This window comes from Bacillus sp. FSL P2-0099, from assembly GCF_038007445.1.
GTDB classification, from domain to species: Bacteria; Bacillota; Bacilli; order Bacillales; family Bacillaceae_G; genus Bacillus_A; species Bacillus_A mycoides.
The window spans coordinates 1,833,425-1,851,791 of sequence record NZ_JBBOXE010000001.1; the positions used below are offsets into that span (position 1 = coordinate 1,833,425).

10 protein-coding genes are annotated in these 18,367 nt (G+C 33.1%); 8 read left to right on the forward strand and 2 right to left on the reverse strand.

The window, feature by feature from the left end; translation table 11 throughout:
• Positions 1-229: 229 nt before the first annotated feature.
• The 3 genes from MKY90_RS09440 to MKY90_RS09450 all read left to right on the forward strand — a co-directional run bounded on the left by MKY90_RS09440 (position 230) and on the right by MKY90_RS09450 (position 3,024).
• The gene (locus MKY90_RS09440) at positions 230-922 is read left to right on the forward strand and encodes an FMN-dependent NADH-azoreductase (protein ID WP_002165961.1); all 693 of its coding nucleotides are present in this window, start codon (positions 230-232) and stop codon (positions 920-922) included.
• Positions 923-1,159: 237 nt separating this feature from the next.
• Positions 1,160-2,518, forward strand: a complete 1,359-nt coding sequence (gene brnQ, locus MKY90_RS09445; protein WP_215598862.1) for a branched-chain amino acid transport system II carrier protein — start codon at positions 1,160-1,162, stop codon at positions 2,516-2,518.
• Between the two features lie 86 nt (positions 2,519-2,604).
• Positions 2,605-3,024: a VOC family protein gene (locus MKY90_RS09450; protein ID WP_002126861.1), complete on the forward strand. Its 420-nt coding sequence runs from the start codon at positions 2,605-2,607 to the stop codon at positions 3,022-3,024.
• Between the two features lie 81 nt (positions 3,025-3,105).
• Here MKY90_RS09450 and MKY90_RS09455 read toward each other — a convergent pair whose 3' ends face one another.
• The gene (locus MKY90_RS09455; protein WP_002141317.1) at positions 3,106-3,945 is read right to left on the reverse strand and encodes a dimethylarginine dimethylaminohydrolase family protein; all 840 of its coding nucleotides are present in this window, start codon (positions 3,943-3,945) and stop codon (positions 3,106-3,108) included.
• A gap of 217 nt (positions 3,946-4,162) precedes the next feature.
• Positions 4,163-4,882 (reverse strand): 4'-phosphopantetheinyl transferase family protein, encoded by a 720-nt coding sequence (locus MKY90_RS09460; protein ID WP_002141318.1) that lies wholly within the window; start codon positions 4,880-4,882, stop codon positions 4,163-4,165.
• 324 nt (positions 4,883-5,206) lie between these two features.
• Here MKY90_RS09460 and MKY90_RS09465 point away from each other — a divergent pair, with 324 nt between their 5' ends.
• The 5 genes from MKY90_RS09465 to MKY90_RS09485 all read left to right on the forward strand — a co-directional run bounded on the left by MKY90_RS09465 (position 5,207) and on the right by MKY90_RS09485 (position 18,360).
• Positions 5,207-6,238, forward strand: coding sequence for a serine hydrolase domain-containing protein (locus tag MKY90_RS09465; protein ID WP_002189229.1), 1,032 nt, complete (start codon positions 5,207-5,209; stop codon positions 6,236-6,238).
• Between the two features lie 220 nt (positions 6,239-6,458).
• Positions 6,459-7,469, forward strand: a complete 1,011-nt coding sequence (locus MKY90_RS09470; RefSeq protein ID WP_215598861.1) for a fatty acid desaturase family protein — start codon at positions 6,459-6,461, stop codon at positions 7,467-7,469.
• Positions 7,470-7,663: 194 nt separating this feature from the next.
• Positions 7,664-8,383, forward strand: coding sequence for a thioesterase II family protein (locus tag MKY90_RS09475; protein ID WP_215598860.1), 720 nt, complete (start codon positions 7,664-7,666; stop codon positions 8,381-8,383).
• Complete coding sequence (locus MKY90_RS09480; protein WP_215598859.1) at positions 8,373-14,141, forward strand: non-ribosomal peptide synthetase; 5,769 nt, start codon at positions 8,373-8,375, stop codon at positions 14,139-14,141. Before MKY90_RS09475 ends, MKY90_RS09480 begins: the two co-directional genes overlap by 11 nt.
• Positions 14,134-18,360 (forward strand): type I polyketide synthase, encoded by a 4,227-nt coding sequence (locus MKY90_RS09485; protein ID WP_215598858.1) that lies wholly within the window; start codon positions 14,134-14,136, stop codon positions 18,358-18,360. Before MKY90_RS09480 ends, MKY90_RS09485 begins: the two co-directional genes overlap by 8 nt.
• The last annotated feature ends 7 nt before the right edge of the window (positions 18,361-18,367 follow it).

Here is an 18,367-nt window from a genome sequence, read left to right on the forward strand (position 1 = left end):
TTCGAATGAGGAAATATATTTCTTTGTTATTTTTAATCCGAGACATTTTCATTTTCGAGAAGTTACTTGACTAAAGTAAGTAGGTGTATTACAATCACTTACATAAGGTAATTAAATAACAAAAAGTTTTAATTTACTTAGGTTAAGGTATCAATTGGAACTTTTTATTAGAATAAGAATTTTTATGATGATGAATAATGAATATGATAAGAAAGTTTAGGTGAAGAAAATGGGATTATTTAGCTCATTGTTTGGTAAAAAAGAAGAAAATACAAAAGTAGAGGGGAATAAAACGATGTCAAAAGTATTATTTGTAAAAGCAAACGATCGTCCAGCGGAGCAAGCAATTAGTTCAAAAATGTATGAAACATTTGTAAGTGCTTATAAGGAAGCAAATCCGAATACAGAAATTACGGAGTTAGATTTATTCGCATTAGATCTTCCGTATTACGGAAATATTGCTATTTCAGGTGGATATAAACGTAGTCAAGGAATGGAGATAACAGCTGAAGAAGAGAAGGCAGTTGCTACAGTGGATAAGTACTTAAACCAGTTTTTAGAAGCTGAAAAAGTAGTATTTGCATTCCCATTATGGAACTTTACAGTACCAGCACCATTAATCACGTATATTTCATATCTTTCTCAAGCGGGAAAAACGTTTAAATATACAGCGAACGGTCCAGAAGGTTTAGTTGGTGATAAGAAAGTAGTTGTTTTAGGTGCTCGTGGTTCAGATTACTCTTCTGAACAAATGGCTCCTATGGAAATGGCTGTTAATTACGTTACAAACGTACTTGGGTTCTGGGGAATTGCAAATCCAGAGACAGTTGTAATTGAAGGACACAATCAATATCCAGATCGTTCACAGCAAATTGTTGAAGAAGGTTTGGATAACGTTAAGAAAGTAGCGGCGAAATTTTAATTAATGATAGTAAATGTAAAACCAACATGGATGACCATGTTGGTTTTTTAGTCTAATTTCCATGTTAAAAAATGTATATTCATAAAATAAATGAAAAGTTTGAAAATAGTATTGCAAAATATTATATAACAAACTATAATGAGTTCAAGAATAGTTGATACTTAAATTAAATATTCAGAAAATTCAATTAGTTAAAATTGGAAAATGAAATAAGGAAATTTGAATGGGGGTTATATTATGGCGAATAAAGTACCGTTTTCGTTCATAGTAGTTATCGGATTAATGTTATTTGCACTATTTTTTGGAGCAGGAAATTTAATATTCCCAGCGATGCTTGGTCAATCGGCAGGAGAGAATGTATGGATTGCTAACGCTGGATTTTTAGTAACAGGAGTAGGTTTACCATTACTAGGTGTATTAGCATTTGGTTTTTCGGGTAAAGATGATTTACAGTCATTAGCAAGTCGTGCTCACCCGGTATTCGGGATTGTGTTTACAACAGTTTTATACTTAGCGATCGGTCCGTTATTTGCAATACCAAGAACAGGAAATGTTTCTTATGAAATTGGTCTTAAGCCTTTTATGCCAGAGGGATTAGGTTCTACACCTTTAATTCTTTTCACAATTATATTCTTTAGCATCACTTGTTTTTTTTCGCTAAATCCTGCGAAAATTGTCGATATTGTTGGAAAAATATTAACGCCAATTAAATTGACATTCATCGGTATTTTAGTAATCGTTGCTTTTATTCATCCAATTGGAGATATGCAAGCACCAGTTGAAGGATATACATCACATGCATTTTTCAAAGGATTCCAAGAAGGATACTTAACAATGGACACGCTTGCATCGTTCGTATTTGGGATCATCATTATTAATGCAATTAAAGAAAAAGGTGCGAAAACGAAAACACAAATTATGGTTGTTTGTGCAAAAGCAACACTGATCGCTGCATCTATTTTAGCAATTATTTATACAGCTCTTTCTTATATGGGAGCTTCAAGCGTTGCGAAGCTTGGACATTTAGAAAACGGCGGAGAAGTATTAGCAAAAGTTTCTAACTACTATTTCGGATCATATGGCGGGGTATTATTAGGGTTAATGATTACAGTTGCTTGTTTAACAACAAGTGTGGGACTTGTATCAGCGTGTTCTTCATTTTTCCATAAGCTATTCCCAAATGTTCCTTACAAGGTAATTGCAATTACGTTATGTGTGTTTAGTGCTATTGTTGCAAACGTAGGATTAACACAATTAATCACAGTTTCTGTTCCAGTATTAACAGCAATTTATCCACTAGCAATCGTGCTGATTTTCTTAACATTCTTCCACTCGTTATTCAAAGGTAGAGCTGAAGTTTATCAAGTGAGCTTAATCGTAACATTTATCATCAGCTTATTCGATGGATTAAGTGCAGCTGGAGTTAACATTGAAGTAGTAAGCCAAGTGTTCACTAAATTCCTTCCGATGCAGGAAGTAGGATTAGGCTGGATCTTCCCAGCGATTATCGGTGGATTTATCGGCTATGGTATTAGCGTTGTAAAAACGAAAAATGGAGTGCAACCAGCAGCTAGTGCGAATAAGAAAATAAGTTAAATGAAAAAAGTTATAGAATTTGATTCTATAACTTTTTTTGTTACTATTGATAAGAATAGAAAAAATAAAGTAATAGGGGAAATAAAATGAAAAAAACAATTGACCATATCGGGATCGCAGTTCGTGATATAGATAGTACGATACAGTTTTATGAAAAGGTTTTATCAGGAACTTTAATAGATCGATACGTAAGTGAAGCACCTGGTGTTGAAAGCGAAGTAGCTATTCTTGAAGTTGATGGTGATAGAATCGAATTACTTGCGCCAACGAATAATACGACTTCTCCAATAGCACGATTTATAAAGCAAAAAGGGAAAGGTGTCCATCATGTTGCGTATCGTGTAGACGATTTAGATGTAGCTTTAGAAGAATTAAAGGAACAAGGGATTCGAACGTTAGAACATACGCTTCGAATTAATAAACATGGTAGACGATTAATTTATCTTAACCCAGCGGATACAGAGGGAACAATCATTGAGTACTGTGATTATCCGGAAGAGAAGTAAAGGAAGTTTATCCTTGAGAAAAGGTGTTACGTAATAACGTAACACCTTTATAATGTGAGCGTTTAATTTTTAGTTTTTTAATCATCCCCTTTGTAGAGGAAGAGTGCAGCAGCGAAAAGATCCGCCAGATTTTATAATTTCTCCAAAGTCGATTTCAATAACCTCATAACCTCTAAGTCTCAGCTCTTTATTTGTTGTAGTATTAATGGGTAAACTAATCATCTTTTTATTGCCTAAAGATAATACATTGGTTGCTAAAGTAAATTGCTCTTTTTTAGATACTTCTATTAAATTATAACGATCTGATAACATTTTTAATGTACTATTACTAAATGCATGTGGATATATTAAGGCTTCTTCCTTTGAAATGATATTAAAAACACAATCTAAATGTAAAAAATCTTTGGAAAAAGGAACAGGAATTATTTTATAGTGTGTGAGCAACTGTTGAAGTTTTATTACAGAGTTAAATAACGTTCGATTGCTTACGCCAATATATACAATATCTTGATCGATAATGACGTCGCCGCCTTCTATATGACTATTAATACAATCTATATAAGTAATATCTTTTTCTAATAATATTTTCTTGAAAATTTGCTCTTCTCCTTTACGAACTTCATTTTTCATGTTAGAAATGAAAACAGTTTCCCCTACAGTAAAACCGATATCTCTCGTGAAAACTTGTTCGGGAAAGCGTACTTCAGGAGGTAGCATTAAAGTGTGTATTCTATTTTCTTTAAGTATATCAATAAATTTTGAGTATTGTTCTCTCGCTAGATTTACATTAAAGCCTAAATTGATAAAATATTTTTGGGTCTTGTTTATACCGCTAGAAATATTCATATATAATGGTTCGCATAGTACAACTTTTTTTAACGTACTATATTCACTTGAGCAATATGACTTTAAAATACTCATTCTAATAATCCTCCAATATAGGTGATTTTTAAATTGTTATACGATGATTGAAGCTTAAAATATTTTTGGATACAGAAGATAAAACGTAACAAAATATGAACTTAAAAAAGATTGAGCTTATAATAATTAAAGTGATTATTATAAGTTGTTATTTTTCTGTATTTTCAGTTTTTTATAACGACGGGTGTATCATTGCTCTAGAAAAAACGTAAAATAATTATAGGAACTCAGAATAATCTAGTATCTTTATAGATGAATTGTTTATCTGTTCCAAATCTGTATAACAAACCGCGATAGTGTAATTTTGCTCTAACCGATTTAGGCAGAAATAGAATTGACTAAAATCGGAATTAGTGTTCCGTAAGGTTATTTTATTTTGGGACCAATCGTCCATATTGAAGCCAAAACTATCTAATGGATATAGAAGTCCTTTTCCAATTGCTTTAACAAATGATTCTTTTAGAGTCCAAATATCAAAGAAAAACGATAACTGTCTATCGTGAGGAATATACTGAAAATAGTCAATTTCTTCTTGAGTAAAGCATAGTTCGGTTACGGAAAGATCTATAGGTTGAATTTTTTCAATGTCTACACCAATTCGTCCAGTTGAAGCAAGTCCACATATAATCCATTCTTCAGAATGAGATAAATTAAAATCCCCCTTCCAACCATGATATTTATTTAAAAAAGGGCGGCCTGTTCGATCTCTTTTAATAGAGATAGTATCTGCAGGTATGAGCAATAATCTTTGCAAACGTTTTCTGATGCATAGATGAGCTAATAATGTTCTTTGTTGATCTTCTAATTTATGAAATCTTAAAATTCTTTCCCTTTCATTTTTAGGTAATTCTGTGAGTTTCAGCTCTATGTCTTTGTAGGGTAGTAAAATTCCTAATTTAACTGCAATAATTTCTAAGTAACTATCAATTTTTTTCATAATGACCTCACTAACAATATAAATAATAGTCTCAAGAGAATTTAAATGTATAATTAATTTTATTATTTATCAACTACCATTAAGTTATAGAGAGCGATATAAGATTTATTGAGAAATCATGTGAATTATATTAAGTGTTATTGTATAGCTATTTTGAAGAAATGAACAAACTTATGTTTTATTTTTTTTTGAAGTCAATTCAATTATTAAAAAAGTTTCTCAAGTTTTGTTATGTATTTTAGATTGCTTTGAAAATTAAATGAAGTTACAATTAACCCTGTTTAATAGTTGGAAAAATCAGAAAAATAAAAGGGGATTGGGTAAGTGATAATTTCTGGAGAAATAAAAGAATTTATAAAGAATTATGATGATAAATTACCATTCTCAGGTGCGATTTTAATTCAAAATAAAAAAAAGATCTTTGAAGATGGATTTGGATATGCGAATAGAAGTGAACAAATTTTTAATACATCACGTACTCGGTTTGGTATGGCTTCTGGGTGTAAAATTTTCACTGCAGTGGCAATATGTCAATTAGTTGAAAAGGGTGTTTTAACTTTTGATACTTGTTTGAAAGAGTGTTTAGAAGACTCATTCCCAAATTTTTATGAAGGTATTACAATTCATCATTTATTAACTCATACTTCGGGCATACCAGATTATTTTGATGAAGAAGAAATGGATGATTTTGAAGATTTATGGAAGGATACCCCAATGTATTCTATTAAATCTCCTGCAGATTTTCTGCCTATGTTTCAAAATTATCATATGAAGTTTAATCCTGGAAGTAAATTTTCTTATAGTAATGCAGGTTATATTTTACTTGGGTTGATTGTAGAAAAATTGACAGGGATGAAGTTTGCAGAATATGTAAAAGAGAATATATTTCAGGTTTGCGGCATGTCAGATTCAGGATATTTCCGGATGGATCAACTGCCGGAACGAACTGCACTTGGATATATAGATAATAAAGATGATAACACTTGGAGAACTAATATCTATTCGGTCCCTATAGTTGGTGGGCCAGATGGAGGGGCTTTTACAACAGTTTTAGATTTAGGAGAATTTTGGAATGGATTATTTAATGGGAAACTCCTAAATAAAGAGTACACTAATCAGTTGTTAACTCCTTATGTGAAAAATAATAGTTTACATTATGGATATGGTGTTTGGATTTCAATGGAAAATGATGAGATTCTCAAATATTTTGTATTTGGATTTGATCCAGGTGTGAGGGTTCATTCATCTGTAAATGCAAAGTCTAAGATGCAATTCCATATTATGTCTAATGTGGAACGAAATGTAGTTCCTATTAAAAGTGGGATTGATAAATTAATTTCTGAAAAAAAGATTTAGTTTTTGAGATTCATGGATGTTTTTTGATACCTACAAAATAAAAAAGGATATGAATATTTAACTAAGAGTTAATATCCTTATAAAAACTGTTGGATTGTTCGCTTTAAATGATTAATTAGAGTATAAATTTTGAAATCCTAAGGGTGTTTGTTAAGGATTTAAATGAAGGATTCCTGATATAAATCAACAGCATTAATTTCTATATAAAGGAGTTAATAATATGATTAGAGGAACTACCGATTTAGGGGAAAGTCAAAAGAAAGAGTTAGAGAAGCATCGTTTTTCGAAAGAAATCAACTTGGAAATTCGCGAATTACAAAAAAACAACAATTGGTATAATTTTTTTGCCATAGGATTGGATTGGGGTATTGTGTCCTTAGTAATTGCATTGAATTATTTTATCCCTACTATGTGGATGTATTTGATTAGTATTGTTATCATTGGTAGCCGTATGCGTGGCCTTGATATTATGATGCATGAGTCAAGTCATCGTATGCTTTTTAAAAATCGTAAATTAAATAAGTGGGTTGCATGTTTCTTTGCTGCTTATCCGATAATGATTTCTTATAAAGCATATTGTAAGAGTCACATGAATCACCACAGGTATTTATGGAGTGAGATAGACCCTGATAAGCAAAGGTATCAAATTGTTGGGTTAGATAAACCGACTAAAAATAAAATGAAATTTTTTATTCAGCATTGCTTAAAGCCTTTGTTCTTAGTACATGTGCCGAATTATTTGATTGGAATGATCAAAGTAACAGCATATGCAAAAGAGGAACCTAGATTTGATCAAATAATCAGGACTCTATATTGGGGCGCTATCATTATTTGTTCAATTGTTTTCGGTTTCTGGCAAGAGTTGATTTTATTTTGGGTAGTTCCGTTTTTAACAACTTTTCAAATGTTAAAATATTGGGCTGAAATGGCCGAACATGCAGGACTAGAATCGGAAAATGAGATATTTGCATCAAGAAATTCTTTTGGGAATTGGTTTGAGCGCTTTCTCATTCATCCTCATAGAAACTCATACCATTTGGTACATCACTTGTTCCCTGCTGTTCCACACTTTAACATAAAGAAGGCTCATCTTATTTTAATGAAAGATGAAGAATATCAAAAAGCGCATCATTGTACAGGGTTCTTTTTTTCCACTGCACCAGGATTCTCTTCTGTAATAGATGATATACAAGGACGGATACCATTTTGGAATAAAGTGAAAGGGAAATAGATTATTATACGTGTTGTGCTACATAGGCTGTATGGAAATTTAATGGTTTACCAAAGATAATTCCTGATTGCACCCTAAAATATAAATGGGAGCTAGATTAATGAAAAAATTGGGAGATGTTAGGTGGCTAATTAAGTTCTATAGAGCCTTTTAAAATTTAGTAAATAATTTTGATTCATAGGAAAGGAGAGTATATGAATAACACGATGCTTTTTTGTTTTCCTTATGCTGGTGGATCCGGTTCGATATATAGTAAGTGGAAAAATTACTTACATCCTAGTATTGAATTGAAACCAATTCAATACGCAGGAAGGGGTAAAAGATTTCAAGAAGATTGTTATGATGATATGAATCACGCGGTTAATGATATATTCGAATGTATATATAGAGTTGTAGGTAAGTGCGATTACGCGTTTTTTGGTCACAGTATGGGCGGGCTTATCGCTTATGAACTTTGTAAGGAAATAGAAAGTAGAAATCTTAATGCTCCTGTGCATATTTTTCTATCAGGTGTAAAGCCCCCCAATTTTATTAGAGAACAAAAAGTGTCTAACTTACCAGAAAAAGAATTTAAAGATGTGATATTAAATTTAAATGGTACTCCAAAAGAAATTCTTAATAATCAGCAGTTAATGGATATATTTATCCCAATTTTAAGATCTGACTTTAAATTGATAGAAGAATATAAATTCAGTAATGAATTGTACAAGTTAAATACGTGTATTACTGCAATGTACGGTAAGCTGGATGATGTTACTGAGGAATACATGAAAAAATGGTGTGAGTTTACTTCGAGAGATACTGTTGTTTATGGCTATCCAGGAGATCACTTTTTTATTAAAGAAAATTACATTGATATTATAAATCTTATTAATTCAACATTGGTTGGGAGAGGAGATTATTATGAGCAATGATGTTTATAATGCAGATTTGTTAACTAAAGAGGAGAAGTTTTGGTTGGATCAACTATCAACGGATTTAGAAATGAGTAGTTTTGTAAATTTTAATAAAAAAGTTGGTGTGAAAAATCAGGAAGAAAAAATATTTACATATAGATTATCAGAAAACATATCACATAAAATTAGTGAAATAAGTAATCATTCTGAATATGGAATGCTTATCATTTTGATTGCTAGTGTGAAATATTTGCTCTCAATATACACGGATAGTAAAGATATTTCTATTGGAACGCCAGTAATTCAATCAAAATCTGGCACAGCATATTATGATCATCTTTTGATTATAAGAAGTAATGTCCATAGTAAGATGACATTTAAAGAGCTTCTATTAAAAGTACAACAAAACATTACAGAGGCAAATAAAAATCAGAAAGTATCGCATAAGCGATTAGCAAAACTTTTAGGAGATGAGAATGCAAATTCTAATAAACTGAATCCTCGTACAGTCATACAGTTTGAAAATATTCAACATAATATTTCTAATCATTATACAAATGCAGATACCGTCTTTAATTTTACATGGCATGGAGATAAACTAGAGTGTTGTATCACTTGTAAAGAAAGTGTAGGAGACTTGATTGAAAGAGTTATAAATCAATTGACTCATTTGTTAAAAGCAGTAGTAGCTAATCCGAGTATAAGGCTCTCTGAAATTGATATTTTATCCAATGAGAGAAATCGTATTCTAAATGAGTTTAACAACACAAAAACAGGTTTTCCTAAGGATCAATCTGTTGTTGACTTGTTTGAATTTCAAGTAGCTAAAAGTCCACATAAGCTAGCAGTCTTTTACCAAAATCAAAATTTAACTTACGAGGAATTAAATATAAGAGCAAATCATATAGCACATAAATTAGTTGAATTAGGAGCTAAAAAAGATTCTGTAATAGGAATTATGTTAGATAGATCGCTCGAACTTCCAATTGGTATATTAGGTGTTTTAAAGGCAGGAGCTGCATATTTACCCATTGATCCAAACTATCCAAATGAACGAATTAATTATCTTTTAAGTAATTCTAATGTAGATATCATTTTGAAGTGCAGCAATAATGAATTTAATTTTATAATTGAAAACACTAGATTTATTGATATAGATACAACTTTGAGAGACGGTACACCTATAGAAATGAGTGGGAATTTAGAATTGAAAATCCCATTAGAGAGCTTAATGTATGTTCTTTATACATCTGGAAGCACTGGTGACCCTAAAGGAGTTATGGTGAAAAGAAATTCATTTATGAATTTGCTCAACTGGTATACCAATGAATTTGATATGAATCCAACCGATAATGTATTATTAATTGCCCCAATTAGTTTCGATACAGCGCATAAAAATTTATTTGCTCCATTGATAAAAGGCGGGCGATTGCACCTTTTTGAGTCAGGTATGTATGATTACAATAAAATGTCTGATTATATAAATGTTCATAAAATTACGAGCATTAATTGTACCCCAAGTGGTTTTTATCCATTGGTTGATTATAATGAGAGAACTAATTTTAGTAGGTTAATCACGTTGAAGCGTATTTTTTTAGGTGGTGAATCGATAAATTGTAAAAAACTCAAACCTTTAGTTAAATCAATAAATTTCAAGAGCGAAATTATAAATACGTATGGTCCCACGGAATGCACGGATTTAGCCGCTTTCTATAGAATTAGTAATCAAGAGATAGAACAATTGAAGGTGATTCCAATCGGGAAGCCTCTTAATAATGTCGAAATATACATTGTTGATCAAGAAATGAATCTTGTACCTATTGGTGTAACGGGAGAACTGTGTATTGCTGGGGTTGGATTGGCACGTGGGTATTATAATGCTCCAGATTTAACGAGAGAAAAATTTGTAGAGTTTCCGAAAATTACCGAAAAAAAAGTTTATAAAACAGGAGATATGGCAAGGTGGATGCCTGATGGGAATATTGAATTTATTGGAAGGAAAGATAATCTTACGAAAATAAGGGGGTTTCGGGTAGAAGTTGGGGAGATAGAGACTGGTCTTATGAAGCATCCAGATGTAGATGAGGTTGTTGTTGTTGCAATCGAAGATACTTTCGGTACGAAAGTATTAAGTGCTTATTTTGTTGCCAATGTGCATATAACAAACTCAGAATTAAGAAATTTCCTTATTAAAAGTTTGCCGAATTTCATGGTGCCAACCTACTTCACTCAACTGAAAAAAATGCCACTCAATCAAAACGGGAAAATTGATCGTAAAGCATTGCCAGTGTCCAACTTGGATCCAGTATCAGACTTCGACTATGTTGCACCAGAAGGCGAATTGGAAAAAAAGGTTGCACATATATGGAGAGATGTTCTTAATATTCAAAAGATAGGAGTGTATGATAATTTTTTTGAGTTAGGTGGGCATTCTTTAAATGCTGCTTCGATTATATTGAAAGTTAACCAAGAATTTGACGTGAATATACACTTAAGTGAAATGTTTAAAAAGCCAACTATAAAAGAATTTACAACTCTAATACTGGATGGGGAACAACATAAAAGTTCAATTATATTACCTGTTGAAGCAAGAGAATACTATCCTGTTTCATCACAGCAAAAAAGGCTATTTATTATGTGGCAACTTAATCGTGATTCAGTAGCTTATAATTTACCGTCGGGGACAATCATAGAGGGTGATCTCGAATATGATATGTTGGTGAGAGCTTTCCAACATCTTGTTGATCGTCATGAATCTTTACGTACATCGTTTTCATTCATCAATGGACAAGTGGTGCAGTATGTACATCCTAAATTAAAGGTTATTGTTGATATCGTTGAAGCATCGGAAGAAGAATTAATGGAGTATGTACATGGGGTTGCTACACCTTTTAATCTGGGACAACCTCCTCTATTTAGAATCAAAGTTATTAAAATCAGAGAAAATAAGCATTTGCTGTTAACTGATGCTCACCATATTGTCTTTGATGGTATATCGATGGACATAATTATGGAGGAATTTTATGATAGTTATTTAAATAAAGATTTGCCTCCGATTAAATTACAATATAGAGACTATGCAGTATGGCAGGCAGAATTTTTTCAGACTGATGATTTTAAGAGTAAAGAAAAGTATTGGCTAAACATATTTAAAGATGAACCTCCATTACTGGAGTTAAATACAGATTATCCACGACACCCGGTGCAACTTTATGATAGTGATTATGTACCAATTATGGCGGGATACGATTTGACAAAGCGTTTGAAAAAGATAGCGAAGGAGAATGGGACAACCCTATATACGGTGCTACTTGCTGCTTTAAATGTATTGTTTTTAAAATATACGGGTCAAGAAGATATTACGATTGGTACCCCTACAGCTGGCCGATCTCGTCCAGGTTTGGAACGGACTATTGGTATGTTTGTGAATACGGTAGTAATAAGAAATTTCCCATGTCGCAAAAAAACATTTCTGAATTTTCTGGATGAAGTGAAGGATAATACAATAAAAGCCATTGATCATGAGGAATATCCGTTTGAATTGTTAGTAAATCAAGTAGATGCTTATCGAAATACAGGGAGAAATCCAATATTTGATATTATGTTTTCTTTGGATAATGATGAGTATTTCTTTAAGGATAAAAGGGAATTAACTTTCCGAAAATTCCCATTTGAAAGTAGTATGACTCAATTTGATATGTTCATTCATGTATTAGAAATTAATGAAGATATGCATTTTAAGTGGAAGTATCGTAAGGATATATTCAAGAAGGATACAGTACAAAGATTAGCAGAACATTTTATTTATCTACTTGATGAGATTACCGAAAAGATGGATATACCATTACAAGATATCCAGATGATGTCTGAATCAGAGATGAAAACCGTTCTTTATGAATTTAATAATACGACGGATGAATATTCGTATCAAATGACGGTGCATGAGATATTTGAGCAGAAAGTGAAAGAAGGTCCATCAGAAAATGCCATCGTATATAAAGAAATGACACTAACGTACTCTGAGCTGGATGCAAGGGCAAATCAACTGGCCCGCACTTTAAGAAAAAAGGGAGTGCAAAGAAATAGCGTTGTTGGACTTATTGCAGAGCCTTCCTTAGAAATGGTCATAGGAGTTCTCAGTGTGCTAAAAGCAGGAGGGGCATTTTTACCGATTGATCCCACTCTTCCAATAAGCAGGATAAAATATTTTTTGAGAGACAGTGATTGTCAGTTGGTTCTGGCTCGAAATAATATGAAGGAACGCTTTACTTTTGAACAGGAAGTAATTAGGTTGGATGATGAAATAAACTGTAAAGAAGATGGTTGTCATCTTGAAAACATAAACCAGCCCGACGATTTGGCATATGTAATTTATACCTCTGGAACAACCGGTAACCCTAAAGGGGTTATGGTCGAACACAAGAATATTGTGAATCAGTTGATAGGACTCATTCGGAAATTAAAATTTAATCAAGAAATGAATCATTTATTGCTAGCAAAAATCACATTCGATGTTTCTGTTCAACAAATCCTTCTCCCGATTCTCTCTGGGGGTAGGTTATATATTCCTGAGGAAGAGCTAATCGCTGAGCCAAGAAATATGTGGAACTTTATTGAGAAAAACAAAATTAATGTCTTGGGCGCTGTACCTACCCATTTGAAAGTTTTAATAGATAATATTGTCATAAGTCAACCTCTTAACTATGTTCTTGTAGCCGGTGAGGTCTTTACAAAGAGTCTTTATGATCAATTAAAGAGTACTGTTAATGCTGAGATGATTATTAATCTGTATGGTCCAACCGAGACGACGATTTTTTCAACATACTATATTTGTCGTGAAAATGAAGTGGGTTCGAGCATACCAATAGGTAAGCCTCTAAGTAACTATAGGGCATATATTTTAAATCAAGATTATTATCCTGTACCTATTGGTGTGACTGGGGAGTTATATATTGCTGGGGCAGGTGTAGGAAGGGGATATATCAATAAGTCAGATTTGACAGATGAAAAATTTATGTCCAATCCATTTATTCCAGGTGAGAAAATGTATAAAACGGGAGACCTTACAAGGTGGCTCCCTAATGGGGACATTGAGTATATTGGAAGGATTGACCATCAGGTAAAGGTTAAGGGAGTCCGAGTAGAGCCAGATGAAATAAAAAATCACATTTTAAACCATAAATATATTGATAATGCAATTGTTGTTGCGAAACAAAATCAAAGTAATGAAAGCTATTTGTGTGCGTATCTAATTACAAACCAAGAGGTTACTAGTACAGAATTAAGGGAGTATTTGAGGAATAAGTTACCTGAATATATGATTCCGTCACATTTTGTGCAATTAGAGAGTATGCCTGTAACGAATAACGACAAAGTCGACGTAAGAGCCTTGCAAGAAAGGGATGATGAGAATTATATATCGTTAGGTACTACTTATATAGCACCTGGAACGAATCTAGAAAAAATGATAGCGGAGATCTGGAAACAGGTACTTGGGGTAAATCAGGTCGGTATTTATGATCATTTCTTCGAACTTGGTGGTAATTCACTGAATATTATTCAAGTAAATGAACGGTTGAAAAATGATTTGAACATCGACATAACTGTAATGATGCTATTTAGATATCCTACAATTTATTCTCTATCCCAGCAATTAAAGATGACCGCTGAGAGCAGGGTACAGGAAAAAATGAACTCAAATAGAGTTCAGGTAATAAAGGAATCGAAAAATAGGTTAAAACAAAGACGTCAAAGAAAGAGGGATTCGAATGCATGATAGTGCACAGGAACCGATAAGAAATGGTATAGAGATTGCTATTATTGGAATGTCTTGCAGATTTCCTGGTGGAGATACTATAAATGAATTCTGGGAAAATTTGAAGAATGGTGTAGAATCGGTAACTTTCTTCACAGATAAGGAGTTACAGAAAGGAGGAATTGATCTAGAAACAATCCAGAATCCCAATTATATAAAGGCTGGTGGGGCTATTACAGGAACAGAATGGTTCGACAATAAATTATTTAATTACTCACCTAGGGAATTAGAGGTAATGGATCCACAGTTGAAAATTTTGCACGAGTGTGCTTGGGAAGCATTAGAGAGTAGTGCTTACTTTTCGGATACCTTTAATGGTTTAATTGGTACTTATATTGGAGCATCTACAAACTTATATTGGTTAGAAGCGGTATATGATGGAGCGAAAGATTTTATAAAAGAAGCAGAATTTTTAAATGGTTCTCAATTTTTCGGTACCAGATTATCACATAAATTAAATTTGAAAGGTCCTAGTTATACAGTTCAAACTGCATGTTCCTCTTCATTGGTTGCTGTGCACTTGGCATGTCAAGCTCTATTAAGTGGAGATTGTGACATTGCTTTGGCTGGAGGGGTTTCACTTACATTACCTGAGAAAAGAGGGTATTTATACAAGGATGGCATGATTCTTTCACCAGATGGACACTGTAGACCTTTTGATGATAATGCTAGGGGAACGGTCAATGGAAATGGAGCGGGAATTGTTGTTTTGAAGCGTATGGAGGATGCGATTGCTGATGGAGATTTCATCCATGCTGTTGTGAAAGGATCCGCAATAAATAATGATGGCGCTGATAAGGTTAGTTTTAATGCGCCAAGTGTAGAAGGACAAGCTGCTGTTATTAGAGCAGCTCATCACATGGCCGAGGTAGAATCTGAAAGTATATCATATGTAGAGGCTCATGGTACTGGAACAATGCTAGGTGACCCGATTGAGGTTGAAGCCTTGAAGTTGGCATTTAATACAGAGAAGAATAATTTTTGTGGTATTGGATCGGTTAAAGGGAATATTGGTCATCTTGATAACGCTGCAGGTATAGCAGGTTTGATAAAAACTGTAGTTGCTTTGGAGAATCGTATGATTCCACCAAGCATTAACTACGAGAAAGCAAATGAAAAAATTAATTTTGGTAATAGTCCATTTTATGTACAGGATACATTGGCGGAATGGAAGAACCAAGAGTTTCCTTTAAGAGCAGGAGTAAGTTCATTTGGTATGGGAGGAACAAATGCCCATGTTGTACTTGAGGAACCTCCCCAAAGAGAAGCTTCTGAGCGGAGCAGGAGATATCAATTACTTTCTTTTTCTGCACAAACGGAAAAATCTCTTGAAGAGCAAACTAAAAAGTTAGCTGAATATTTAAATCATAACAATAATGTGAATTTGGCTGATGTAGCTTATACACTTTTAAATGGAAGGAAAAATTTAAAATATCGAAGAGCATTAGTGGTTTCGGATATAGAGGAAGCGAAGCGAGAATTTTTTATTCAAAATTCTGGTAAGGTTCAAACTAACATTTGTGATGGCGGTAGTAAGCAAATAATTTTCATGTTTCCCGGGCAGGGTGCGCAATATGTAAATATGGGATTGGATTTATATAAAGAAGAGAAGAGATTTCGAGATGAAGTGAATCTTTGTTGTGAGATTTTAGAAGAGATTAGTGGGATTGATTGGAAGGAAGTCTTATATCCAAAGGACCTGGAAGCGAGAATGAGAGATGATATAAATCAAACATCTAATACACAGCCTGCAATATTTATTTTTGAATATTCATTAGCAAAAACATTAATGGAATGGGGCGTCTATCCGGACGGCATGATTGGACATAGTATAGGGGAATATGTGGCGGCTTGTTTGGCGGGAGTGTTCTCATTAAAGCAAGCGCTACAGTTGGTGTATGAGCGGGCGACCTTAATGCAGCAATTACCTAAAGGAAGCATGATAAGTGTAATGGCTTCGAAAAATGAAATTTTACCACTAATGAATCAAGATGTATCTATTGCCGCGGTGAATAGTCCAATATCATGCGTAATCTCAGGTTCTGATGAGGCAATCTATACTTTTGAGGGGGAATTGATTAGGAAAGGTTTTCAGTTTAAAAAACTTACAACTTCCCATGCCTTTCATTCATCCATGATGGACTCAATTTTAGATACCTATGGAAAGAAGTTAAAAGAAATTAATTTCCAGGATATTAAAATACCATTTGTATCCAATTTTACAGGAGAATGGATTACGGAAGAACAAGCAAAAAGTGCAGATTATTGGGTGAATCATCTGCGACATGTAGTGGAATTTTCTGAGGGCATTAAGCATCTACTATCGGGTACGGAAAGTATTTTTGTGGAGGTTGGACCAGGTAGAACATTAAGTAGTTTTGTTAGACAACATACTCAAGGAGAATCAAAATGCCCAATTATTAATACTGTAAGGCATCCTAAAGAAAAAATTTTTGATGACAATTACTTGCTTCAAAATATTGGTAAGTTGCATATTCATGGCGTGAAGATTAACTGGTCCAAGTATTTTTCGCAAGAAAGAAGATATCGTGTTCCACTCCCTACGTATCCTTTTGAACGGCAGTTCTTTAGCCTTTCTAAAGATATTGAAATGGAAGAGAGGACCCCTTTATCGCAAAGTGACTATGTAGAAGAGCTAAAGAGGAATGTTGTTCCGAAAGATGATAAACAGCGGAAAATTATAGAATCATATAAGAGAGTTACGGGAGTAAAACAAGTTAGTATCCATGATGATTTCTTTGAATTAGGAGGTAGCTCACTAACGGCTATCAATGTTGTTTCGAGCTTACAGAAGGATTTTGATATTTCTATTAATCATTTATTTGAATACCCTAGAGTCTCTGATCTAGCGCAGCATATGACATATAAAAAGGAGAAGACCATTCCAGATGCATTAGCAACTTATCTGATTGCTAGAGGAGAAAGGCATCGGTTGATGGAGGAGAAGATAAGAGGAGACATAGCGATACGAAGTTTATATGATGATAGAAACAAAAAGTATTACGAAATCAACCTTTCTTGCCAAACCGGTTATAAGGAAGTTCTATTGACAGGAAGCACGGGATATTTGGGCGTTTACTTATTACATGATTTATTAACTGAATTAGATTGCAATGTACATTTGATTGTAAGAAGTGACAATTGTATAAAAGCAGAAAATCGCATTAAAGAAAAAGTTTGCTCTTATTTTGGAACATCTTTTTATGATAAGTATAAGAAAAGAATTTTTGTATATAGTGGCGACCTGACAAAAAAATATATGGGCTTAGATTTGCCGAACTATCAATATTTGAGTGAAACAATCCAATGTATTATACATTCAGCAGGCAGTGTTAGTCATTATGGGAAATATGAAAAATCCTATGAAGCAAACGTTCTAGCTACGAGAAATGTAATTGATTTTTCGCTTAAGGGAGTAAAGAAAGATGTGAATCATATTTCTACATTGGCTGTAGCTTCTGGTGTAGTAAAGAATAACGAGGATATATTGTATACGGAGTATGATAATGATTTAGGGCAAATTATTGAAAATCCTTATCCAAAGACAAAGTTAGAAGCTGAAAAGATTGTACTGGAAACGAGAGATAAGGGGATAAATGTAAATGTTTTTCGAGTGGGAAACATTGGTTTTGATTCTAAAACAGGAAGGTTTCAAGAAAACATAGAGCAGAATGCATTATACTCAATGATGAAATCATATATAAGAATTGGATTGGTTCCAGAAATGGAAAGAGATATAGATTTTGCATGTGTGAATGATGTTAGTCAGGCAATTATTAAGTTGTTTAATAAAAAAGAATTAATGAATGAGACTCATCACATTTTCAATCCTAACTATGTAAGTTTATCAGCTCTTTTAACAACGTATGGATTAGACATAGATGTAAAAGAAACTTCAATTGATAAATTTATAGATTATATCTTTGATGAAAAGCAATTTAATCAATATGCATCAGATATATATAATTTACAGCTGCATTGTATAGGAGATGAATTGAAAACATTTAATGATGTCGAACAAACGTTGTTCCATATAATGGGAGATAAAACGAATATGCTGTTAAGAAAAACGGGTTTTGTATGGAATAATATTACGGATGAAATGACGAAAAAAATGATTAGATATGGTCAAAAAGTTAATTATTTCGAAAAACATTAAATATAAA

Excerpts from the sequence above, each read along its gene's own strand:
- brnQ (WP_215598862.1), top strand. The coding sequence starts at position 1,160 with ATGGCGAATAAAGTACCGTTTTCGTTCATAGTAGTTATCGGATTAATG.
- MKY90_RS09455 (WP_002141317.1), bottom strand. The coding sequence starts at position 3,945 with ATGAGTATTTTAAAGTCATATTGCTCAAGTGAATATAGTACGTTAAAA.
- MKY90_RS09480 (WP_215598859.1), top strand. The coding sequence starts at position 8,373 with ATGAGCAATGATGTTTATAATGCAGATTTGTTAACTAAAGAGGAGAAG.
- MKY90_RS09460 (WP_002141318.1), bottom strand. The coding sequence starts at position 4,882 with ATGAAAAAAATTGATAGTTACTTAGAAATTATTGCAGTTAAATTAGGA.
- MKY90_RS09475 (WP_215598860.1), top strand. The coding sequence starts at position 7,664 with ATGAATAACACGATGCTTTTTTGTTTTCCTTATGCTGGTGGATCCGGT.
- MKY90_RS09470 (WP_215598861.1), top strand. The coding sequence starts at position 6,459 with ATGATTAGAGGAACTACCGATTTAGGGGAAAGTCAAAAGAAAGAGTTA.
- MKY90_RS09450 (WP_002126861.1), top strand. The coding sequence starts at position 2,605 with ATGAAAAAAACAATTGACCATATCGGGATCGCAGTTCGTGATATAGAT.
- MKY90_RS09485 (WP_215598858.1), top strand. The coding sequence starts at position 14,134 with ATGCATGATAGTGCACAGGAACCGATAAGAAATGGTATAGAGATTGCT.
- MKY90_RS09440 (WP_002165961.1), top strand. The coding sequence starts at position 230 with ATGGGATTATTTAGCTCATTGTTTGGTAAAAAAGAAGAAAATACAAAA.